The organism is Neptunomonas japonica JAMM 1380, from assembly GCF_016592555.1.
Taxonomy (GTDB): domain Bacteria; phylum Pseudomonadota; class Gammaproteobacteria; order Pseudomonadales; family Balneatricaceae; genus Neptunomonas; species Neptunomonas japonica_A.
Genome location: NZ_AP014546.1, coordinates 137,253 through 160,775, shown reverse-complemented (window position 1 = coordinate 160,775; position 23,523 = coordinate 137,253). Strand labels below are relative to the sequence as shown.

Below are 23,523 nucleotides of genomic sequence, written 5' to 3'. Positions count from 1 at the left end.
TTTTGCAATAAGAGGGTGTCAATATGCGACAGGCATTGGCTCGACTACTAGAACGATTAGCACTGGTGCTGCTGTATTGCGGTGGTGTAATCGTCCTCATTCAGGCGGTTTGGATCAGTTATGGCGTATTCATGCGCTATGTACTGGATAGCCCTGACGGCATGGTGACTGAGGCAACAGCATTGATGCTAGTGCCTGTTGCATTCTTTGGGCTGGCGTATGCACTTAGCAACGACGCCTATCCAAAGGTCACATTGCTGCGGGATTTACTGCCTATCAAGGTGCAAGGAATCATCGATAGAATCAACCTGCTAATCATGACGCTTACTGGCATGTTTTTCAGTGTCTCCGCGTGTGAGGCTGCTTATCGCGCCTTTCATTCGGGGGCCGCTTCAGAGATTTTACTCTGGCCGCGGTTCTATTTCTGGGTTCCCGTTGCTATTTCATTGTTAATTTTTACCCTGCTAGCGATTGTTCGTTTACTTAACTACGAACATCCATCGCGCCGGGTAGATGCTGTACAGGAGGCTCCCTAATGGAATGGTACACTGTTGGTCTAGGTTTACTGGGTCTGCTCATTCTATTTATCTCGATTGGTCTGCCAATCCCATTCGCGCTAGCAGCGGCTTCGGTGCCGTTTCTTCTCAGTATTCAGTCGCTCTCGACATCACTGATAACAGCAGAGTTAAAACTCTGGGGAGTATGGGTTGATTACATACTGCTGGCGGTCCCCCTCTTTGTACTCTTAGGAGAGCTCATTGGGCGGTCGTCGATTGGCCCCAACCTCTACTGGTTTATGCACAGTAAAGTTCCTGTGAGAGGCTCGGCTGCCTACGGGAGTATCGGTGCTTGTGCCGGTTTTGGTGCGGTCTGCGGTTCTAGCATGGTGGGATCACTCACCATTGGAGGCGTTGCTCTTCCTGAAATGTTGAAACTGGGTTATGGCAAGCGCTTATCCAGCGGTGTGTTAGCGGCCGGTGGTACGCTCAGCGTATTGATTCCACCCAGCCTGATTCTGCTGTTTTACGGTATCGTGACGGACCAATCCATTGGTGATCTATTTATTGCCGGTGTTATTCCGGGCATTATTTTAGTCTCGTTCTTTATCATTATCGTCGCTATCTGGGGCTGGTTACGCCCTAGCGATGTACCTGAACGTGATAACACCAATCCGATCCCTTGGGGATTGGCACTGTGCGCCGTGTTGCCGGTTATCTTTATCGGTCTGATTATCACAGTATCAATCTATACCGGTATAGCAACACCCACTGAAGCGGCGGGCATCTCCTGTGTCGCCACCATGATTATGGCCTTTACAGTTGGAGGCTTACGTTGGGATGGTTTTCTTGGGGCGATACGCGCCACCATGCAAACCATGGGCTATCTCGGTCTACTGCTATCGGCCGGTGTGTTGTTCGGTTTTGTGATGACTTACTACCGCGTGCCACAACAGTTCACTGAAATATTCAGTGCGATGGAGCTGTCTCCCTACCTAGTGTTGGCGATCATCATCGTGTTTTACGTCATCCTTGGCATGTTCCTTGAACCGGTCTCCATGACCTTCATTACTCTGCCAACGATGTACCCACTCGTGGCCGCATCCGGTTTCGATTTAATCTGGTTTGGCGTGATCTATACCATCACCATGGAGTTGGCGGTGCTCACCCCCCCCGTAGGGCTCAACTTGTATGTCATACAAGCCCTGGCCCGAAAGGAAATCACCATCATCGACGTCATTATTGGCTGTCTACCTTTCATTGGTGCACTGATCGTTTTATTGGGCTTAATGGTCATGATTCCCGATATAGCACTGTGGTTACCGAGCATCATGGATTAGGAGAGTGATTATGGGATGCATTAGAGTCGGGAAGGGACCCGTGTTGGTCTTAGTTCACGGGTTCTTAAGCGGGCTTTCTTACTGGGATAAACAGATTGAAAGCTTAAGTACACGCTTTGAAGTGATCGCCATGGACCTGCCCGGTTATGGCGGAGAAACACAACAAACCGGGCTTGATACCGTCGCTGGTTTTGCCCGCACGATACTCGAACAGCTGGATAAGTTGGGCGTAAAAAACTTCCACCTAGTTGGGCATTCGATGGGCGGTATGATTGCTCAAGAAATAGCCCTTCAGGCGCCAGAAAGAGTTAATAGGTTGGTACTGTATGGAACCGGGCCTATGGGTGAGCTGCCTGGTCGTTTCGAGCCGCTAAAAGTCAGCATGGAAAAAGTGGAAAAGGATGGCACTAAAGAAGCCAAGCACTACACGGTCGCTAGCTGGTTTAAGCAAGGGGATCAAGACGCGAACTTTGAACCCGGAATGGAACTGGCCAAAGATGTGTCACTGCAAACCTATATTAATGGATTGAATGCGATGGCGGGCTGGAGTGCCGTTGGGCGACTAGATCAGATCCAATCCCACACCTTGGTGATATGGGGAGATATAGACCGCAGCTATATATGGCAGCAGCCTTACGCTCTGTGGCAGGAGATACAAAACTCGAGTCTGGCGGTAATGCCACTGTGTTCACACAATGCGCATTTGGAAAACCCACAGCTATTTAACCAACTGCTGTACGACTTCCTAACTCATGAATGACACCTCAAGTAGGCAAAGCATTAACTAAATGCTGACAGCTTACATCAACAAAATTATCACTATAGAGGATGATAACTCATGCTTATAAAAGGCCCTAATGGGCCTTTTATAAGCTCGCGGGGCCTTATTAGAATAAACAACAGTTTCTATTTAACTTGCGGTTGATAGGGAATTCGGTAAAGCAATGTAAATAACACAGGTACAACAATCAATGTCAGTACCGTAGCAAAGCCTAAACCAAACATAATGGTAACCGCCATAGATTCAAAAAAGACATCAAATAGCAGTGGAATCATACCAAGAATTGTTGTGATTGCCGCCATGGCTACGGGTCTTACTCGACTAACCGCCGAGTGGAAAACGGCGAGGTAAGGGTCCTTACCTTGTGAAAGTTCAAGATTGATTTGATCAACCAGCACTATCCCATTTTTTAGCAACATTCCCGACAAGCTTAGTAAGCCTAACAACGCCATAAAGCTGAATGGCGCTCCCATAACTAACAAACCAACAGATACACCAATGATAGCCAACGGAACGGTAGCCCAAATCACCAATGGAGCTCGAAGCGAGTTAAATAGAAGTACTGTAATGACAAACATCCCTAGATAACCTAATGGCAAGCCGCCAAATAGTGCTGCCTGTGCATCACCAGCAGATTCATACTCCCCCCCCCATTCCATTTTATAGCCCGGCGGTAAAGCAATAGCCTCGATCCCCGGCCGAACTCGGCTAAACAGAGTGGCGGCCGTTTCATCACCTAATACATCGTGGTCGGCCATGACGGTAAGTGTGCGTTTACGATCACGACGTACAATCAATGAATCTTCCCAATCAGTCTCAAAGCCATTGGTTACTTGGGCGATAGGCACGTATGCATTGGCAGCCTGACTGTAGACTTGAAGTTCGGGTAAGCTATCAATGGTTAGACGTTCCGACTGCGGAGCCCTAGCAATGATTGGCAACAACTGGGTACCTTCACGATACAACCCTACTTGCTGGCCAGAGAAACTAGAGAGTAGTAACTGATCAAGATCCTGCTTACTAATACCGACCCTACGCCCCATCGCTTCGTTAAACTGCGGACGAATGACCTTGGTTCGCTGCCGCCAGTCATGGCGAATATTATGAGCACCAGCGTCAGCTTGTAATACCTCTATAGCTTGGCCTGCTAGCTTACGTAGCTGATCCGGGTCGGGACCTGTAAAGCGAGCCTCAATCTTTGCGTCCGTCGACGGACCTATCTCCATCTGCTTAATTTTAAACTCAGCTTGGGGGTAGTTATTTGCCATATAATCGCGAAGGTTGGCCATCATAGGGCGCAGCGCCTCTCGATTCTCTACTCTAATGATCACCTGCCCAAAGGCTGCGTAAGATTTTTCCTGACCATACGTTAGCATAAACCGTGGAGCGCCACGCCCGACCGTAGTCGTCACTTGCTCTACTGGTTTCTGCGTTAAAAGATAAGTCTGAATTTCCTCGATATCTTTCTGCGTTTCACGAATGTCTGACCCCTGAAAACGCCAATAGTCTAGATAAAACATCGGCGTATTAGAAGGAGGGAAGAACGACTGCTTAACTTGCCCAAAGCCCACAACGGCAGCAACAAAGAGCACCGCCATTAACAACAAAGTGGATATGCGAAAGCGCATACAAAAACTCAATAGGGCCTTATAAACAGTAAATATCACCCCTTTATAAAGCGACTCATCCTCTTCTTCATTTATGTTATTGCCTGCATTTTCTTTAAACATTAAATCGGCAAAAAAGGGTGTTAGCGTGATAGCCGTAACCCAACTTAGCAGCAAGGATATCAACAGCACCCAAAACAAGCTGCCGGCAAACTCCCCCGTAGAATCAGAAGAAAGGCCGATAGGAGCAAAAGCCGTAATGGCTATCACTGTTGCTCCTAGCAATGGTAGGTTAGTTTGGCGTGTAATATCTAAGGCGGCCTGTAGCTTTGTTTGGCCTTTCTTAATACCTATCAAAATGCCTTCGGTAATAACAATAGCGTTATCAACCAACATACCTAAGGCAATGATGAGTGCTCCCAATGACACTCTTTGTAAATCAATAGCAAAGAGCTTCATAAATATAAAGCTACCAAAGACAGTAAGCATCAGGATCAAACCGATCAAGATGCCACTTTTCAAGCCCATGAATACCAATAGCACTGCAATCACAATTGCTACAGCTTCCGCTAAGCTCAGCATAAAACCTTGCATAGAATTATCTACTTCAGCGGGCTGGTTATAGACATGAGATACTTCCATACCGATAGGACGAACATACTCTAATTCGGCCATGCGTTTTTCGATTCTCTCACCAATATCTACAACATTAACTCCACTAGCAAAAGAGATTCCCAGTAATAAAGCTTGCTGGTTATTATAGTTAGTGATGTTTTGCGGTACTTCAGCATAGGTTCGACTCACCTTAGCAACATCACCAAGGTAAATCAGCTCAGAAGCTCCAGGGTTAGAAATTAGTAAACCTTCCAGCTCTTCAACGCTTTGAAACTCACCCGTTGGATGCAAACGAATGTACTCGCTTCCTATCTTGATGCTACCTGAATTAGAAACTTGGTTTTGTGTCTGCAAAAGCTGATAAATTCGATCTGGAGAAATACCCAAAGACGATAGCTTACTTCGAGCAACCTCAACCACGATTTGTTCCTGTTGCTCACCCGCCATTGTCACTTTTCCGACACCTTGAATTAGTACTAATTCACGTCGCAAGTAATCAGCATAATCCTTAAGTTCCTCATAAGAGTAGCCTTCACCATTAATGGCCAACAAAACACCATAGACATCGCCAAAGTCATCCATAACATTAGGAGTCATCACGCCAGGAGGTAAGTGTGGGCTAAGGTCATTCACCTTACGCCTAAGCTCATCCCAGATCTGTTTAAGGTCATCTTTACGGTAAGTCCCCTTCATTTCAACAATGATTTGCGACAAACCAGTAGACGATACAGAGGTCACAAAATCCACATAAGGTAGTTGTTGCAGAGCATTCTCAATAGGGTAAGTCACTTCCTCTTCTACCTGCGCCGGCGAAGCGCCAGGGTAGCTCGTCATTACCATCGCCATTTTAAGGGTAAACTCTGGGTCCTCTAGCCGCCCCAAACCATTATAGGAAACAACGCCACCTAGCAGTAATATCAGAGCAAACATCCAGCTAGTAACAGGGTTTCTGATCGAATATTCAGTCAATTTCATTTACAACCCCTCTTCCCTGTTCCAGGGGCGAACCTGCATACCTTCAGTCAGGAAATACACACCAACGGAAACCAGCTGATCTCCTGGTTCAATACCGCTTAATATTTCAATACCCTGATCTCGCATCTCTCCTACGGTTACCTCTGCTCTACTTACTTTCATCGTTTCTGGATTCACCTTCCAGATGTAACGAACGCGACTAGCAAGTGGAGCATCTTCTGCAGAAAATACAGCGCTCACAGGCAATATAAAGTTATTGCTGCTGACGTCGGCCACTTTAGCGAGGTCAATTCGAATATTGGCAGACATGCCCGGAAGCACAGTAAATGCCTCGGGCGAGGATAAAGAAAAGACAACTTTGTAGGTCAGTGTAGAAGGGTCAGCCTGAGTATCCCACTCTTTCACGCTAACCAGGAACTCTTTACCCGGATGAGAATCAAAAATCACCGTTGGTTGATAATTAGTTTCTTTCTTAATACGCGAGACGACACTTTCGGGCATTTGAATTGATACATCTACCTGATCCCGAGTTTGAAGTATTAAAACAGTTTGTTTGGCCTGAATATTCTCATGTTGCTCTACCATTACTTTAGCAATAGTGCCGGTAAAAGGTGCTCGCAAGTATGTGTACTCTAGGTTTGCTTTCTCCACGTTTAGAGAAGACAGAGCGACATTCAATTCCGCTTTCGCCTTATCGTAATCAGACTGGGCTAATAATTTGCGTTTCAGCAGTTTTTGAGCACGTTTAAACTGAGATTTAGCCAGCGCATAACGAGCTCGACGATCATCTAAGCTAAGTTGAAAGTCCTTAGGATCCAGCCGCGCCAGCAACTGATCCTCTTTCACTTCACTCCCCGGCTTTACCAGAAACTCAACAAGCTGACCGCTCACCCTAAATGCCAGCTTAGAATCAGCGTTTGCTTCTACTTCAGCTGGGTAATTACGAAAAGTTTCACTGGCAGGATCTATCACTTGGAAAATTTTTGCAGGACGAACAACTTTAACGGCCGACAGTTCATCCGTCTGCTCGCTACAACCGGCAAGACCAACTAACAGTAATACAACGACTGAAATCAGCCTTTTATTCAAAGGAGCATGGGACAAAATATGCATATAAACCTCTTATTAGCTCGGATAGATGAAGCGAGTATAGAGTGCCGAGAAAAGGTCAGATTGAAAGCCTTCGAGTAGGCACCTCCCAATAAAGCGAGCACTACTAAGATTCAGTTTAACGGCTATTTTCGCTCTACGTAATTAACCAGTGAAGAATATACTCAAATCTGCTTAAATAATATTCACTATTTATTGTCAAGATGTTAAGAATTTTTATGACACTAGAGCAACTACGCACTCTCAACCATATTGTCGAATGTGGCTCGCTAAAATTGGCTGCTGAAAGCCTGAATAAAACCCAGCCGGCACTATCAATGGCCATCAAAAATTTAGAGGCTGAGTACGGTTTTCAAATTCTTAACCGTCAAAACTACCGCTTAAGTCTGACTCAAGAGGGCACGTTATTTTACCGTAAGGCGCAGGAACTCTTACTCAATGCAAACCAGCTCCAATCTATGGGGAAGCATTTAGGTAAAGGTAATGAACCTTTAATACGTTTTGCCTATGACTTAGCTTCTCCGCATGCCCTTATTTTTAACGTATTAAAGCAATGCCAACGTCAATATCCTGAGACCGAGATACATGTCCTCTGCAAGTCTCGCTTTGGAGCATTAGAGCTATTACAAAATAGCCAAGCAGATCTTGCGGTTGGCCCATGGTGGCCAACATTACATGGTGTAGGCGATTTAGATACTGTAGCTATCAATCACTTCAAGGTTTTACTCGTTGCCTCACCCGAGCTATTTCAACTTGGAGAAGTTACATGTGCTGGCCAACTCAAACCTCAATGCCACTTAACCGTTGAGGAAAGCGGCCTAAGCTTTGATTCAGAAAACCTGATGATGATGAAAGGGCTGAGGCAGTGGAAAACTCAAGATGCACACACGCTAAAAAAAATGCTACTAGGGGGACTAGGCTGGGGCTTCATTCCAGAACATATGGTGCAAGACGAACTAAGCCAAGGGGTACTAGTTCCACTGCAACCACAAGATATAGAGCACACTATTAATGGTGAGATCCGCCTGATTCGCCGTAAAGAACAAACCTTAGGCCCGGTAGCCACAATGCTTTGGGAAAGCTTCATTGCCGCTAACAATAAACTACCCTTATCTTAAGCTATACATTTACACTCAACTAGACCTTCTCCTGCCCCATAAGTAATGATATCTAACTGGACACAATGTATTGCTATTTTCAGCGCGCCGCTACCCACTCAAAGTGTTATTAACTTTAAAATACGATGACATCATTAGCATGTTTCTAGTTTTTCGGCTGACTCTAACGTTTGACTAATCAATGCATTAATAGTCATTGGCCCCACGCCGCCTGGTACGGGTGTTAGTGCAGCCACTCTATTTTCTAGGCCTGCTTTCTCAATATCACCGATACCGCCCGCATGGTAACCGGCATCTACCACAACGGCGCCATCCTTAATCCACGCGGCTTTAATTAGCTCTGGTTTACCTACAGCACCCACGATAATATCCGCTTGAGCTACCAGCGCAGCAAGGTTATTGGTACGCGAGTGACAAATTGTCACTGTCGCATTAGCATTGAGTAACATCGCCGCCATCGGCTTGCCTAAAATAGGACTACGTCCTAACACTACTGCATGCTTACCTGAAAGTGGGATATCGTAGTGCTTAAGTAGAGTCATAATGCCTGCCGGTGTTGCCGAGCCAAATGCCTGCTCACCCATAGACATTTGACCAAAGCCCTGGGTGGTCACACCATCGACATCTTTCTCGATGGTTATAGCGTCAAAACAGGCGCGCTCATCAATTTGCTCCGGCACCGGATGCTGTAGCAGAATTCCGCATACGTCTGGATCTTTATTTAATTGATCAATCTTAGATAGTAACTCTTGTGTGGTAGTGGCCGCAGGTAAACGGATAAAACGAGAGCCCATACCCACCCGAGCGCATGCATTAATTTTCATCTGTACATAAGTTGCAGAGGAAGGATCATCACCCACTAAAATAGTTGCCAAAACAGGTTGTAAACCACCCCCATCCTGAAACTTTTTAACAGCGGCTTGCAGTTGTTGCTCACGACTCTTAGCCAGTGCTTTCCCGTCCAAAATTAATGCAGACATCAATCAAACCTCATCATTGTTCTTGGGTTATTTTCATATAAGAAAGCAACCATATAGCCCGCTTTCAGGGCCCCAATAAACCGGCAGCAACCTAGCACCGGTTTATGAACGAGTGGACTATACAATGCTTCTAACTTTTCAGGCGCAATAGCAGTAACGGCCTATTAACACTTAATTTTCTCCATGGCCGGGTCATAGAACGAACGCAAAGATGGTTTGACTGAGTAACGCTCACACTCAACTTCAATCTCAAAGTTAGTATTATCCAACCATTCTTTTGTCACACCTTCAACGTGCTCAACATAACCCATTGCCACAGTCGCACCTACCGTATGACCAAACATACCTGCGGTGGTACGCCCAACAATCTTGCCGTTAGCATAGATAGGTTCTTCGTGGTAACACAAAGGCTCTGGGTTCTCGAATAGAAACGCAATGAAACGTTTCTTTAACGAGCCTTTAGCCTTCTGTGCCAATAAAGCTTCCTTACCAATAAAACCACCTTCTTTATCAAAATCAGAAGCAAAGCCTAAACCCGCTTCCAAAGCGGTATCATCGTCTGTAATATCATGCCCCCAATGACGGTAGCATTTCTCCATGCGTAGCGAGTTCATCGTATGGTAGCCGTATGGCTTGATAGCAAACTCTTCACCGGCTTCCATTACTAAATCATAAACACTCGGTGCATACTCAGTTGGGATATACAATTCCCATCCCAGCTCACCTACGTAAGTAATTCGTGATGCACGAACCACCGCATACCCCATCTCAATTTCTTGAGATGTAGCAAAGGCAAAGCTCTCATGAGACAAGTCAGCACCTGTTAGTTTACTCAATGTTTCACGAGACTTCGGTCCCATTACCGTCACTACAGCGTAGGCAGAAGTCACATCGGTAAACACAACCATCGCATCAGCGGGTTTATTTCTGCGTAACCAGTCCATGTCACGCGTTTGGCAAGCAACCCCAGAAACAACCAAATAACGCTCCTGAGCTAAGCGAGTTACGGTAACATCTGCTTCAATACCACCGCGCTCATTAAGCCACTGGGTATACACCATCTTACCTACGGCAACTGACACATTGTTACTACAGATCCGATTCAGCAGCATTTCAGCATCAGGGCCTTCAATCTGATACTTACAGAATGAGCTCTGATCAATAACGCCCACCGAGGTACGTACAGCTTCATGCTCTTCGCGGTTATTATCAAACCAGTTCTGGCGACCAAAAGAGAGTTCATACTCAGGCTTTTGCCCTGCTCTTGCGAACCAGTTAGCACGCTCCCAACCATTTTCTGAACCAAACACAGCGCCTTGTGCTTTTAGCTGTTCATGCAACACGGAACGGCGAACACCGCGGGCTGTTTTATACTGTTTAAATGGAAAGTGTGTTTCATACAGCAAACCCAATGATTCAGTCGTACGCTCTTCCAAGTATTTTTGCGTCCCCTGGAACGGCAGATTACGACGAATATCAACATCCCATAAATCTTGTGGCGCATGACCTTTATGGATCCACTCTGCTAGCATTTTACCCGCCCCCCCTGCAGACTGAATACCTACGGAGTTAAAGCCAGCAGCCACAAAATAATTACGCAATTCTGGCGCCTCACCCAAGTGGTAGCGATCATCTGGTGTGAAGGATTCAGGCCCATTAAAGAATAACTGCAAGCCAGTACGCTCTAAAATCGGCAAACGATGCATAGCCGCTTCCAGGTATGGCTCTAGATGCTCAAAGTCATCCGGTAACGCGTCGAAGAAGAAGTCTTCTGGTATGCCTTTCATTCCCCATGGTTTAGCATGCGGCTCGAACATTCCGACTAGCAACTTGCCGGCATCTTCCTTGTAATAGCAGTAACCGTCCATATCACGCAGTGTTGGTAAACCACGTGTCAGATCCGGCATGTTCTCAGTAACAACATAAAAGTGCTCAGCAGCATGTAACGGTACATTAACGCCGGCTTTTTTACCGAACTCTCTAGCCCACATACCTGAACAGTTAACTACGTACTCTGCATCGATATCACCTTGTTCGGTGATAACACCTACGGCTTTAGCATCGTGCGTTTTCATATCCAGCACTTTTACGCCTTCAATGATTTTTGCTCCACCGAGTCGGGCACCTTTAGCTAGAGCCTGTGTAACATCAACCGGGCTGGTCATGCCATCCATTGGCAGATGAATAGCACCTAACACATCATCAACATTCATCAGCGGCCACAGCTCTTTAGCCTGATCTGGTGAAATCACATCGCAAGGAAAACCGGCAACTTTGGCCATCGATGCACCACGTTTCAATTCTGCTAATCGCTCTTTATTGGTAGCGATAGTCAACGAACCGTTACGAACAAAACCTGTCGCCTGCCCAGTTTCAGCTTCTAATTGCTCATAAAGAGTGGCGCTATAATTCGCCAGCATCGACATGTTATAAGTAGCACGAAGCGTTGGCACAAGCCCAGCGGCATGCCATGTAGTTCCGCACGTTAGCTGGCGGCGCTCTAGTAGCACTACATCGGTAAAGCCGAGTTTAGTTAAGTGGTAAGCCACGCTGCAGCCGATAACACCGCCGCCAACGATGACAACCTGTGCAGAAGTAGGTAGTTGCTTAGTCATTATTATTCTCCAAAATTCTACGGCTCTGGCGCAGAATTAAGTTGGTAAAGTTATTATTAGCTGAATACCACTGTTTTATTGCCGTGCACTAAAATGCGATCTTCCAAATGGTCGCGTAAGCCACGAGCGAGCACCGTCTTTTCAACGTCTTTACCCAAACGCACTAGGTCTTCTACTTTATCGCTATGCGTAACACGTGCTACATCTTGATCAATGATCGGACCTTCATCCAACTGTTCCGTTACATAGTGGCATGTCGCACCAATCAATTTCACTCCACGGCGCGAAGCTTGGTGATAGGGTTTAGCGCCAATAAAGGAGGGCAAAAAACTGTGATGGATATTGATTACCCGATGTCGATATTTTTCACACAACGCCTGCGGCAGAATTTGCATATAACGCGCTAAAACAACACAGTCCGCATCATATTCATCAACTAAACCTTCTACCTGAGCAAACCCTGGAGCTTTATTCTCTTTATCAATCACCACATGGTGATAAGGAATACCGTACCATTCAACCAACCCCTGCATACCGGTATGATTTGAAATAACACAGCTGATTTCACAGTCCAGATCGCCACTTTTCCAGCGATCCAAAAGATCAGATAAACAATGACTACCTTTACTCGCCATCAACACGACTTTTTTAGGTGTAGCACTATCAACGAGACGAAGATTCATTTGGTATTCGTCGATCATCGGTTCAAACTTTTCGCGTAGTTCTTCAATTCCAAACGATAAAGAGTCAGCCAGAATCTCAATGCGGGAAAAAAAGCGATTGCTGTCTTCATCAGAATGATGCGCAGCTTCAGATATCCAGCCACCATGACGGGTGATCATCTCGCCAACACGAGTAACGATTCCAACTTGGTCCGGACAATCCAGAATTAAACGAAAAGTACGTTTCATGATATATATCCTTTAATAACGCAGTCACAGAAGTTGTTGCGCGCCTGCATTACCTTGTTATTTTTAGACACTTTCTATATTTAAAAAGAGTTAATGCAATGCTTTTTCAAGTTCAGGTAAAGCCCCAAACAAATCAGCCACTAGGCCGTGGGCAGACACACCAAAAATCGGTGCTCCTGCATTTTTTTGAGTAGCTTAAAAACCAGGATGTGAAATTATTTTAATTTATTTCATTTATGTATTTATATATATTTTTTATTTCATGTCAATGCATTCAAAACAATACGTTTCATGAAAGCGTGATGCTTTTATAGTTATCAACTAGATAGCTATTTATTAACGAGAGATTTAATAATTTAAAAGTCGTTTTTATTTCGCAACTCTTAGCCACTTCCTATAGGGAGTTTTTGCTGTCAGATAAAATCTACAACAAAGCAATATGTTGAATTGAAAAATGGACTGCCTTTCACTCAGAGGATGCGAAAAGAACGAAATAAGGTGATGTTGAAATAGATTATTTTAAAGAAATGCCAATTACCTTAGTCGGTATTGGCGAGTGCACATACCGACTTGGCACAGCACAAAAATTTCTGGCGACGTAGATGACAAATCAGTATCCCAGCAACACTCACTATTAAATAGTCAGTACTTACTTAGACCCCGGACTCTTGCAAGATTTGTTCTCCAATTCGTTCCAGAGAATCAACAATAAGTGTGGGTGTAACCTCCCAATCATCAAACAATGCTGCGTCAGTGCGTTTAACCCAAGCCGCTTTCATCCCAAAGTTTAAGGCACCGATTACATCGAAGGGATTACTGGATATCAGCCAGCTTTGCTTTTTATCTGAAGCGCTGCGTTGTAAAAAGTACTCATATACAGCAGGATCTGGTTTGAAGCTTTTAATATCATCAACACTAACAATATCGAGCAAGTACTGGTCTGCTCCAGAAGCTTGAAGTAACTTTCTAACGGCAGCTTCAGTACCGTTAGAAAATGCGTAAGGGCGAAACTGCTCATGATTCAACATCGCTAATCCATGCTGGGTATCCTGAAAAGCGGGTAGCTCGGCGTACAATGACAGCAACTGGAATTTCTGCTCAGCACTCACATCTACCCGATGTGACTTACAGGCATATTCAAGTGCGCTGCGGGTACATTCAGAAAAGGGAAGATAGCTTCTCATTAAACTTCTGCGAAACGAATACTCCAGCTGTTTTTCACGCCATGTATCCGAAAAACTCTGTGCGCTATCACCCATTAGCTCTTTAAGCTGTGTCAGCAATCCATGAGTATTAATCAGGGTTCCGTATACATCAAATGCTAATGTGATCGCCATAATTACCTCTGGTAAATTATTTGGATACTGCCTGCTCGTAATATTTTAGTGCAAATAAACATCAAGCACGGCTAACATTTTTTACACAATAGCTAAGCTAACCGACTTTCACAGATACAAAGAACATCAGCCTAATACAATTATGCTGATAAATAAGTACTTAAGAGTTCTTAAATCTGAGGATGACACGACACATGAACTACCAAAACCCCTTATCTACTAACAATACGGGTAGAAAAAGAAGAATCCTGAACTAAACTATATATCTGATATCTCTGCAGTAATCCGTTATTTATACAAGCATACTCATGGAATTATAAAGATGTTTTTTTCAAAGAAATTGCACGCACAAATATCTCACTACGAGAATGAAATTTTAAAAATTAATAACGAAAAAGAAGCAGCTCTTCAAGAAAACCGAGAACTCAAACAATTGCTTTCAGAGTTTTCAGATAAACCTTCGGCAGATTTAAACGATCAAAAACAGCTATGCTTGGCTTGGATCAAAGGTAATAATCTAGTCACTAATGCACGAGATACAATCGCAAAAACCGCTGAGAGCCTTCATTCAGAAAAAGGCGCTCTGAGTGAGTCTATGGGTGTTTTCGATCAGACAGAACAAGCTGTTAATATCATTCTAAGGAAGGTTGAAGTAATTCAAAGCAGCTCGAACACTTGTAACGACAAGATTGAAGATCTGCTCAGCGTATCTAAACAAATAGAAGATTTTGTAGACATTATTGGTGGTATATCTGACCAAACTAATTTACTTGCACTCAATGCAGCAATCGAAGCCGCTCGTGCAGGGGAGGCAGGAAGAGGCTTTGCGGTTGTCGCCGACGAAGTAAGAAATCTAGCAAAAAAAGCAAGTGAGGCTAGTGATAACATCGCCTCTTTAGTGAAGCAAATTGCCATTAAAACGGGAGAAGCATCGCACGATATCCAAAATGTGCAAAACACCAGCTCTGAAGTGGTCGCTTCTGCTGAACAAATAAGGTGCGGTGTCACACAAGTTGTCAGCTTATCAAGCCACATGAAGCATGTTATACAATCCAGTTCCAGCGATGCTTTTATTCAAACCGTAAAGCTAGATCATGTCATATGGAAAAATGCGGTCTATGACCGCATTATTACGGGTGATCTGCATAACGTTAACTCGCTATCTGATCATACCTCCTGTCGCTTGGGTCAATGGTACTTCACCGGAGATGGCCACAAAGACTATAAACATTTACCAAGCTATAGCCGCATAGCTTCTCCTCATGAGGATGTACATAAACAAGGACTAGCGGCAGTTGAAGCGGCACGTATAGGCGATATGGTGATGACAGCCGATCACCTTATGAAGATGGAGCAAGCTAGCTCCACAGTAGCTGAGTACCTCACCCAACTAAATGCAGAACTATCTTAACATTACGGCTAGCAGAGCATGGAAACTTTGTTGAAGTAGATGAATCCTTTAAGCACTTATGTAATTCCGCAAAAGAGTGCTACCTTGCATAAACATTGTTGCAATTATTTAGCATCAAAATAGAGAAGTGTACTACTTGTTGCTCATCAATTTTTCATTGTTAAATCAGCTATATGATGCCTGATAAACGTGAATAAAGTCTAGGAGCCTCACATGCCGACAGATGTAGAAATAGCTCAACAGTTTACACCAAAGCCTATTACCCACATCAGTGAAGCACTGGGTATTGAGGAGCAATACCTTTACTCTTATGGCCGTGACATCGCAAAGGTCGACTTAACAGCTCTCACAACACCAACCCAGAAAAAAGGTCTGTTAATTCTGGTTTCAGCCACCACCCCCACACCATCAGGTGAAGGTAAAACAACGACTACGATTGGCCTTGGGCAAGCGTTTACTCAGCTGAATGAGTCGGTATGTATGGCGCTACGCGAACCCTCTCTTGGGCCATGCTTAGGTATGAAAGGCGGGGCAACGGGCGGAGGTTATAGCCAGATAATGCCTGCTGATCGAATCAACCTGCACTTTACGGGTGATTTTCATGCCATCACCAGTGCGAACAACTTACTCTCTGCAGCACTGGACAATCATATCTACCAGGGTAACGCGCTCAACATCGACCCTCGGCAAATTGTATGGCGCCGCGTCATGGATATGAATGACCGGAGCCTGCGAAAAATTGTACTCGGTCTTGGCGGCAAGATGCAGGGCATCCCTCGTGAAGGAGGCTTTGATATTACCGCGGCTTCCGAAGTGATGGCCATGCTCTGTCTAGCTAATGATGCTGAAGATTTACAGCGACGCTTAGAGCAAACCTTAATTGGCTTCACTTACCAAGGCGATCCCGTTTATGCAGAGCAGTTAGGCATTACTGGTGCAATGATGGCGCTGCTTCGCGATGCGTTACAGCCTAACTTAGTGCAGAGTTTTGAAGGTACGCCGGCCTTTGTTCATGGCGGGCCTTTTGCAAACATTGCTCACGGTTGTAACAGTGTGATTGCCACACGCATGGCGATGCATCATGCAGACTGGGCAATTACAGAAGCCGGGTTTGGTTTTGATTTAGGCGCCGAAAAATTTTTTGATATTAAATGCAGAGTAGCCGAATTAGACCCAGACGCTGTCGTACTGGTCACAACGGTACGTGCCTTGAAAATGCACGGCGGCAAAAATAAAAACGACTTAGAAAATGAAGACCTTATCGCTGTTGAACAGGGCCTAGAAAACCTAGATAAGCATATAGAAAGTGTAGAGATATTTAATAAACATCCAGTCGTTGCCCTGAATCGGTTTGCCACCGACACCGATGCAGAAATTGCCTTAATTCGTGCGCGTTGCGAGGTGCATGGTGTTTCTTTTGCCGAAACAAACCACCACGCTGAGGGAGGCAAAGGCGCCATTGAGTTGGCTAAAGTCGTGATGGCATCTGTTGAAAAAAACCGCCCTTTCAAACCACTCTATGAGTTAGATGCTAGCGTATTAGAAAAAGTGCGTGCCGTATGTAAAGCCATGTACGGGGCCGATGATGTTGCCTTCTCAAAAGATGCGGAAAAAGACCTTAAGCAGGTCGAAAAACTAGGGCTCACGCACCTTCCCGTTTGTATTGCAAAAGCACCTAGCTCATTATCTGACGACCCTGCTTTACACGGCAGACCACGAGACTTTGAGGTCACCGTTAGCGCCATTCAGATTAATGCGGGCGCAGGATTTTTAGTGATACTAACCGGTAAAATCATGCGTATGCCGGGGCTACCCAAGAAACCCGCAGCCAATAGTATTAAGTTACTAAAAAGTGGAATTATCGAAGGCCTAGAGTAACGGTGTTGTAAGTATTGTCCCTAGCTTAATGTAGAGCACTCTTATCTGCTTCTTATCAACATTAAGCTAGTTTCCTTCCATTAGCATGGCCGCGTTGTCCTGTGCATGGCGCTTTAAGTGCTGCCAAACCTTGTTCACACGAGCTAGCTTTTTTTGTTCAGGGTGAACGGCTATCCAAAAAGTCCGCACGACGCTCGTTTGCTGCGGCAAGACCGGAATTAAATCTGCATGCCTTCGTGCTAAAAAATGAGGCAGCATCGCAAGCCCTAGCCCTTCGCGCACAGCTACCGATTGAGTAACAACACTGGTGCTACGAAAGCATGGGTTTGAATTGGGCAGTAAGCGTTCTAAATAGGACAGCTGGTCACTAAACACCAAGTCATCTACATAACCAATCAGTGGATGGTTATAAATATCCTCTGGCACATTAATAGCTTCTGAGTTCTCAAGATAATCACGAGAAGCATACATACTAAGGCCGTAATCACAGAGTTTAGAAACCACGAGTGAGGTATTTGGCGGTTTTTCAATCGTAACAGCTATCTCTACTTCCTGATGAGACCACTTAACGAAGCGCTGTAAAGGCAATAGATCAATAATGATCTGGGGGTTCTGCTGGCAAAAACGCGCCAGCTCAGGTGCAATAAAGTCATTGCCAAACGCTTCAGTAACGCCAAGGCGCACTTTACCTTGATTCTCTAAATTTTTACCCTGCAAAATATCATTAGCTGCTTGGGCCCGCTGGTCCATATCACGCGCAGTTTGTAACAGTAACTGACCATGCTCTGTGAGGCTATGACCTTCAGTACTGCGATCAAACAACTGGGTAGCCAACTGATCTTCTAGCCGGTGTAAGCGCCGCGATACTGTCGACGCATCTATGCCTAAGCGTTTAGCCGCTTGTGATAGCTTCTCAGTACGCGCGACTTCTAAAAAGACCTTTAAGTCATCCCAGTTCATATCTATTCTCTTTGTGATCATATCCTTGCAATTATGCAAGGCTGCATTGCCAAACTGTCTATTGTTAAGAAGATACCCTGCCGCTATCCTCGATATCAAGATAAATACACTGCTTGCATAAATGCAGCATTATATGCAGTGCAACATAACCCAGATATCTATTAACGATGTCTCTGGAGGTAATAATGAGCATTCCCCAAGTATCAATGATTATTAACGGCGAAAAAGTTGAAACCACCAGCGGCATTTGGGCTGATGTGCTTAATCCAGCCACTCAAGAAGTAGTTGCCCAAGTACCGTTTGCAACACTTGATGAAGTCGACACTGCCGTTGCTAGCGCAAAAGAAGCTTTCAAAAGCTGGCGCAAAGTGTCCGTCGCCAAACGCCAAGCAATTATGCTGCGATTCCAACAATTGGTACGCGACAACATCAAAGAAATCGCTGAGCTAATAAGCTTAGAACACGGTAAGACACTACCTGATGCCGAAGGTGAAGTTGGCCGTGGGCTAGAAGCCATCGAAAATGCCTGCCTAATCACTAAACTCCAATTGGGCGAGATAGCTGACAATGTTGCGGGTGACGTTAATGTCTATACGCTCAACAAACCGCTAGGTGTTGGTGTGGGTATTACTGCATTTAACTTCCCGATTATGCTGCCTTGCTTTATGTTCCCGATAGCAATCGCATGCGGTAACACATTTGTTTTAAAGCCTTCTGAACAAGACCCTACGTCAACTATGCGCTTAGTTGAACTGGCGATGCAAGCAGGCGTTCCTGCTGGCGTATTGAATGTCGTGCACGGTGGCGCTGATGTTGCTAACCGTCTTGCAGACCACCCTGATGTTAAAGCACTGTCTTTTATCGGTTCTACTCATGTCGGTACATCTCTTTATAATCGCGCTAGCAGCACAGGTAAACGCGCACAGTGCATGATGGGTGCAAAAAACCACGCCGTTATCATGCCTGACGCCAATAAGGACCAAGCCATTAACCATATGCTGGGGTCGTGCTTTGGTGCGGCAGGCCAACGCTGCATGGCTAACTCTATTGTGATTTTAGTTGGCGAAGCACGTGAGTGGCTGCCAGAAATGGTTGAGCGTGCTAAAAGCATGATCATAGGCCCTGGTACTAACCGCGAGGCAGACTTAGGCCCGCTAGTATCTCCACAAGCACAAGCACGTGTTGAAGGACTTATTGAAACAGGTGTTCAGCAAGGCGCATCCTTATTACTCGACGGTCGTGGTGTCGTTGTTGAAGGTTACCCACAAGGCAATTTCGTCGGCCCTACCTTGTTTTCTGACGTCACTACTGAAATGGATATCTACACTCAGGAAATCTTCGGTCCTGTCATGTGTGTGATGGGCGCTGATGATCTAGAGAGTGCTGTTGATATTATCAACGCTAACGAAAATGGTAATGGTACTGCTATCTTCACCAACTCAGGCTGGAGTGCACGCTGGTTCGAAAATAACGTCGATGTAGGCCAAGTGGGCATCAACATCCCAATTGCTGTACCGGTTGCTTATTTCAGCTTTACTGGCTCACGTGCATCTAAATTAGGTGACTTAGGACCTAACGGCCAGCAAGCCGTACAGTTCTGGACGCAAACAAAGACAGTATCAGCTCGCTGGTTCGAGCCTGGTACAACGTCTAATAAAGTCCACACTACTATTTCTATGAAGTAATCAGCAGCTTTTTGCCAACAAACATTGCTGGTAAGAAGACATAATAGCGGAGGGAAACCTCCGCTTTTTATAACCGTTACAAAGCCCCTTAATATTTACGACGAAGATCCACCTTAAATATTTTTATATTCTCTTTCTGCCCTACCAACACTACCGAAGCACACTTCTGAAAAAGGCTCATTGACAGCTTATCAAAAGCTTTCTTTTCGAACCGGCCACCCCATGCGACGACATGCATCACCCGCCTCTTTTGAGAGCCCTTTTGGCCCACAAATAAAACAGTGTGGTTGATAGCCACTACGGCCAATATCAGATGTCAGTTGCTGCCAATTGGGTCGCCCATGCTGCACTTGTAATGAGGCTCCACGGCTAAAGCTCTTTCGTAACAAAGACAAGTCACCAGTATCTGCTGTTAGGTAAATATGCCAATGACAATCAACCGCTGCTATCGCTAATAGCCTCTCTATTAACGGGCGTAGCCACTGTAAAAGCTCAGGTTCACGAATAACCCATACAAGGTGCAACATCCCTCTACGATTAGGGTCCCGTTTACATTCACGCAGCAAGCTAAGAAAAGGCGTAATGCCGATTCCCCCTGCTATTAATAACCAATGGTTGGACGCAGGGGCATGAGCTGCCGGGCTGGCATACGGCCCTCGCACATCAACGCCTAACTTTGTTGATTCGGCATTAGTTACCATCTGTTGTAGGCGTTTTGTCCAATCTCCCACACAACTGATTTTAAGCACCAAGCGACGTTGATCGTTGCGTATTCCTGTCAATGAAAAGGAATGCCACTCGTGAGCAGATAATGCTGGAATACGAAGCTGAACATAATGCCCAGGAAGTAGCGCCAAAGCCTTTGGGCGTTCAATAGTTAAACAAACGACCTGCTCATTAACTCTCAAAGCATGAGCCACGCAATTGGTGTACCGCTGGCGTACTCTGGAGCAATATAGCTCAATCACCAAGACCAGCAGTGGAAAAACGATCCATTGCAGCGTCGTGATATGTAGCAATGCTAATAGTGCTAATGCGTAACCTAAGCGGTGCAGCTGCTGAAACCGGTGGTACAAATGTATTCTTACCCATTGGAGGGAACTCAGCCAAACAATCAACAAGATGAATAACATCGACAAGCCACTCATATTGATACGAAATTGCCGAGAGCTAATCCCCTTATCGACAAAAGCCAGTACATCTTCATAGTGACTCAATGGCATATTAGGGATGGCATATGTCATCGTTGAAGTACGGTTATGGCATTTAGTGCAATCTTCCTTAAGGATCGGTTTAATTTTTGATTCAAACTCATTTTGCTGTGCGCCCGCTGCTATCCACTCCTGCATCACATCGATAGACTCATCTTCACTAACAAATTCATACATATTCGTACGCATGGAACGTACCAAATCAGCCTCTTCAGCAAGCAATGCTTCTTTAAAAGGTATCTCCAACGTATCGTAATAAAGTAAATATTGGCTACCATGCAGCAGCGCTGCCACTATCAACAAATGACCAAGCCAGCGATGACAAACTTTAGCCTGATCAAGTGGTAAACATCTCCCCCAACGAGAACAGCGTAGCACCGTTATGCTCTTTCGCATGACCGGCAGCCACATAACTGCGAGTATCAGCAACAACAGATAGGCACTACCACGCGCTAATCTCAGATAAATATTAGTGGTATCGTTCGAGTTGTAATCAAAGCCAAGCCAAAACTGATAGCTGCCGACAGCAAAGAACAAGCTCAGCCAAGGTAGCACTTTCAGTAAAGTAGAATAACGCTTAAACCACATAAGGCCAGTTACAGGCCCTCTGTACTTTGAAGGGGAATCAGGCAGTGTAGATGATAGCGATTTCATATTATTGTTGATAAGCGAACAGCTTCCAACAGCACGTTAACATTGCTGTTGGAAACGAATTCTCTTCATATCAGTCCATAGATATCATTTAGAGAACGTTAGCTTCAGTGATTTCTTATGATAAAGGTGATTCGTCTGGCTATTATCAAACACAGTCACTCCAAAATAATACTTTTTACCTAGGTCACTAAATTGAATATCCTGAGTCGCAGAGTTTTCATGCTCAGTCACTAATTTGCGCTTCACTTCTAAGGTCCAAACACCATTCTCCCAAACACCTAGCGCACTGATATCGCCTCGTGAACCTGTCGATGGGTTCGCGACGATACCTCCAACGACATCTCCGGGCTTAAATCGGTCTAAAAAAGGCACCTTTGTCGCGTCCATTACCCAATAGCGGCTCTCTTCACTGGGTACAGGATTCATCCAAGCAGGAGCGGTTTTCTCAGCATTACGATTATTCGCATAGCCTCCTCCTGTTTTGTCATCACTGTGTCGCCCCCAACCTTTATTTTCCTGGCGGTCAGAGTTCATATACTGATCATCAATTTGGCCTACAGGGTTTGATCTAGCGCCCTTCCAATGCCACATGTCGATTGTTTCGCCCGCATTAGCCGTATAATGACGCCCTGAAGAGGTATCTTTGACACCATCGATTTCACCATCTTCTGCAACATGACAAGACTTATCACAGCCTTTCTTAACAAACCCTTTGGAATGAATATTCCAAAACAAAGCAAATTTGTCTTCATAGAAGGTATTGTCATGACCTGTTTGGTCTTTCTTCATCAACTGCTTCCACGAACCATCCTTCTGTTTCACCCAAGGAAAACGCTCAAGACTCATCGTTGGATCTTCCCAACGAATTAAAAAATAGATATTTTCAGCGTCATAGGCTGAACGCATATCTACCTCGACCTCCTTCATTCCCGCATAGCCGTTACTCGGCTCGTACGGAAGCTCATTCAAAGACACCGTCAATGGTGCTGCTTGGTTCCAAAATGTTTCTTGTAAGCCATCAATAACAACGGGATGATCAATGCGAATCGACTCCAGTGTATTTTTTGCAGCTTGAGCTACGTGAGGAACAAATCCAACCGATGCAATGCACCAAAAAACAGCTATCTTCTTCATGTTTTTCGCCAAATCCATACAAGTGTTTAATTTTAGCGAATAATAATGATAATCTATATCATTTACAATACAATATTAATTATCATTCTTGTTTTTAGGCATAGCTTTTTAGAAAAGAGCAGTCGACGGGTAATCCACATAGCAGCAAAGGAGGCGAAATCTACACAACTATCTTTATTTACAAAAACGGCTACTCAAAAGAATGACTTGCTCAAACACTTACAACAACGAATCTTTAGACCTGTTTATATCAACATCTGTGGATAACTTGAGTCTGGCTGCAGCCCTGCAGAACTTCCAAGCGTCTGGTGCTACTGACTCTGTAATGTCTTGGGGTGTGCAGGCAGTCTATGATGCTGACTTTGCCACGTTCGGAGCTGATTACAGCTCAATGGCAGATACCGCTAATGCTTATAACCTAGTAAGTGCATTCCCGATAACCAACACAACAAAAGCAGCGCTTGATATTCAAAGCATTGATTACGAAGATAAAAGCAGAGATGACGTGACGGGCTGGTACGCAAACGTAACCTATCAATTCCCTCAACAGGAGAATGTAGGCGTGTTTGCCGAGATAGGAGATACGAATGAAGATGATAGTAGCGTTGGTTACTTGTCAGGGATGCAGCTTACGTTTTAATAATATGTAAACCTAGCCTTGAAAGATCTCCTCCTCTTCAGGTTTCTCAGAGCTACATAAAAAA

17 protein-coding genes and 1 pseudogene are annotated in these 23,523 nt (G+C 44.9%); 9 read left to right on the top strand and 9 right to left on the bottom strand.

Annotated features, from left to right (window positions below; genetic code table 11):
* The first annotated feature begins 23 nt into the window (after nt 1-23).
* Genes NEJAP_RS00690 through NEJAP_RS00680 form a run of 3 tightly spaced genes read left to right on the top strand, consistent with a single transcriptional unit; the run spans nt 24 to nt 2,597 of the window.
* Entirely contained in the window at nt 24-536 is a 513-nt protein-coding gene (locus NEJAP_RS00690; RefSeq protein WP_201348829.1) for a TRAP transporter small permease, read from the top strand.
* The gene (locus NEJAP_RS00685) at nt 536-1,837 is read left to right on the top strand and encodes a TRAP transporter large permease (protein ID WP_201348828.1); all 1,302 of its coding nucleotides are present in this window, start codon (nt 536-538) and stop codon (nt 1,835-1,837) included. The genes NEJAP_RS00690 and NEJAP_RS00685 overlap by 1 nt, the downstream gene beginning before the upstream one ends.
* Nucleotides 1,838-1,847: 10 nt before the next feature.
* Nucleotides 1,848-2,597 (top strand): alpha/beta fold hydrolase, encoded by a 750-nt coding sequence (locus NEJAP_RS00680; RefSeq protein ID WP_201348827.1) that lies wholly within the window; start codon nt 1,848-1,850, stop codon nt 2,595-2,597.
* A gap of 146 nt (nt 2,598-2,743) precedes the next feature.
* Here NEJAP_RS00680 and NEJAP_RS00675 read toward each other — a convergent pair whose 3' ends face one another.
* A complete protein-coding gene (locus NEJAP_RS00675) occupies nt 2,744-5,815 on the bottom strand; it encodes an efflux RND transporter permease subunit (protein ID WP_201348826.1) in 3,072 nt (1,023 codons plus the stop codon).
* The gene (locus tag NEJAP_RS00670) at nt 5,816-6,928 is read right to left on the bottom strand and encodes an efflux RND transporter periplasmic adaptor subunit (protein ID WP_201348825.1); all 1,113 of its coding nucleotides are present in this window, start codon (nt 6,926-6,928) and stop codon (nt 5,816-5,818) included.
* Nucleotides 6,929-7,143: 215 nt separating this feature from the next.
* On the opposite strand from NEJAP_RS00670, the gene NEJAP_RS00665 reads away from it, so the two are divergent.
* Nucleotides 7,144-8,043, top strand: coding sequence for a LysR family transcriptional regulator (locus NEJAP_RS00665; RefSeq protein WP_201348824.1), 900 nt, complete (start codon nt 7,144-7,146; stop codon nt 8,041-8,043).
* A gap of 134 nt (nt 8,044-8,177) precedes the next feature.
* Here NEJAP_RS00665 and folD read toward each other — a convergent pair whose 3' ends face one another.
* From folD to NEJAP_RS00645, 4 genes are all read right to left on the bottom strand, one after another.
* Entirely contained in the window at nt 8,178-9,023 is an 846-nt protein-coding gene (folD, locus tag NEJAP_RS00660) for a bifunctional methylenetetrahydrofolate dehydrogenase/methenyltetrahydrofolate cyclohydrolase FolD (protein ID WP_201348823.1), read from the bottom strand.
* A gap of 164 nt (nt 9,024-9,187) precedes the next feature.
* A complete protein-coding gene (locus NEJAP_RS00655) occupies nt 9,188-11,638 on the bottom strand; it encodes a GcvT family protein (RefSeq protein WP_201348822.1) in 2,451 nt (816 codons plus the stop codon).
* A gap of 56 nt (nt 11,639-11,694) precedes the next feature.
* Nucleotides 11,695-12,549, bottom strand: coding sequence for a formyltetrahydrofolate deformylase (gene purU, locus NEJAP_RS00650; protein WP_201348821.1), 855 nt, complete (start codon nt 12,547-12,549; stop codon nt 11,695-11,697).
* Between the two features lie 653 nt (nt 12,550-13,202).
* Entirely contained in the window at nt 13,203-13,886 is a 684-nt protein-coding gene (locus NEJAP_RS00645; protein WP_201348820.1) for a haloacid dehalogenase type II, read from the bottom strand.
* Nucleotides 13,887-14,208: 322 nt separating this feature from the next.
* On the opposite strand from NEJAP_RS00645, the pseudogene NEJAP_RS19510 reads away from it, so the two are divergent.
* The 3 genes and pseudogenes from NEJAP_RS19510 to NEJAP_RS00635 form a co-directional block, all read left to right on the top strand.
* Nucleotides 14,209-14,889 (top strand): annotated as a pseudogene (locus NEJAP_RS19510) (methyl-accepting chemotaxis protein); the annotation flags it as partial.
* 30 nt (nt 14,890-14,919) lie between these two features.
* Nucleotides 14,920-15,297, top strand: coding sequence for a CZB domain-containing protein (locus tag NEJAP_RS19505; protein ID WP_419197855.1), 378 nt, complete (start codon nt 14,920-14,922; stop codon nt 15,295-15,297).
* 213 nt (nt 15,298-15,510) lie between these two features.
* On the top strand, nt 15,511-17,175 hold the full coding sequence (locus NEJAP_RS00635; protein ID WP_201348818.1) for a formate--tetrahydrofolate ligase: 1,665 nt from the start codon (nt 15,511-15,513) through the stop codon (nt 17,173-17,175).
* Nucleotides 17,176-17,241: 66 nt separating this feature from the next.
* Here NEJAP_RS00635 and NEJAP_RS00630 read toward each other — a convergent pair whose 3' ends face one another.
* Nucleotides 17,242-18,135, bottom strand: coding sequence for a LysR family transcriptional regulator (locus NEJAP_RS00630; protein WP_201348817.1), 894 nt, complete (start codon nt 18,133-18,135; stop codon nt 17,242-17,244).
* A gap of 185 nt (nt 18,136-18,320) precedes the next feature.
* Between NEJAP_RS00630 and NEJAP_RS00625 the strand changes: the two genes are divergently transcribed.
* A complete protein-coding gene (locus NEJAP_RS00625; RefSeq protein WP_201348816.1) occupies nt 18,321-19,820 on the top strand; it encodes a CoA-acylating methylmalonate-semialdehyde dehydrogenase in 1,500 nt (499 codons plus the stop codon).
* A 191-nt stretch (nt 19,821-20,011) separates the two neighbouring features.
* Here NEJAP_RS00625 and NEJAP_RS00620 read toward each other — a convergent pair whose 3' ends face one another.
* The gene (locus NEJAP_RS00620; protein ID WP_201348815.1) at nt 20,012-21,619 is read right to left on the bottom strand and encodes an NADPH oxidase family protein; all 1,608 of its coding nucleotides are present in this window, start codon (nt 21,617-21,619) and stop codon (nt 20,012-20,014) included.
* A gap of 150 nt (nt 21,620-21,769) precedes the next feature.
* Nucleotides 21,770-22,819, bottom strand: coding sequence for an ethylbenzene dehydrogenase-related protein (locus tag NEJAP_RS00615; protein WP_201348814.1), 1,050 nt, complete (start codon nt 22,817-22,819; stop codon nt 21,770-21,772).
* Nucleotides 22,820-23,021: 202 nt separating this feature from the next.
* Here NEJAP_RS00615 and NEJAP_RS00610 point away from each other — a divergent pair, with 202 nt between their 5' ends.
* Nucleotides 23,022-23,459, top strand: coding sequence for a porin (locus NEJAP_RS00610; RefSeq protein ID WP_201348813.1), 438 nt, complete (start codon nt 23,022-23,024; stop codon nt 23,457-23,459).
* Nucleotides 23,460-23,523 lie beyond the last annotated feature (64 nt).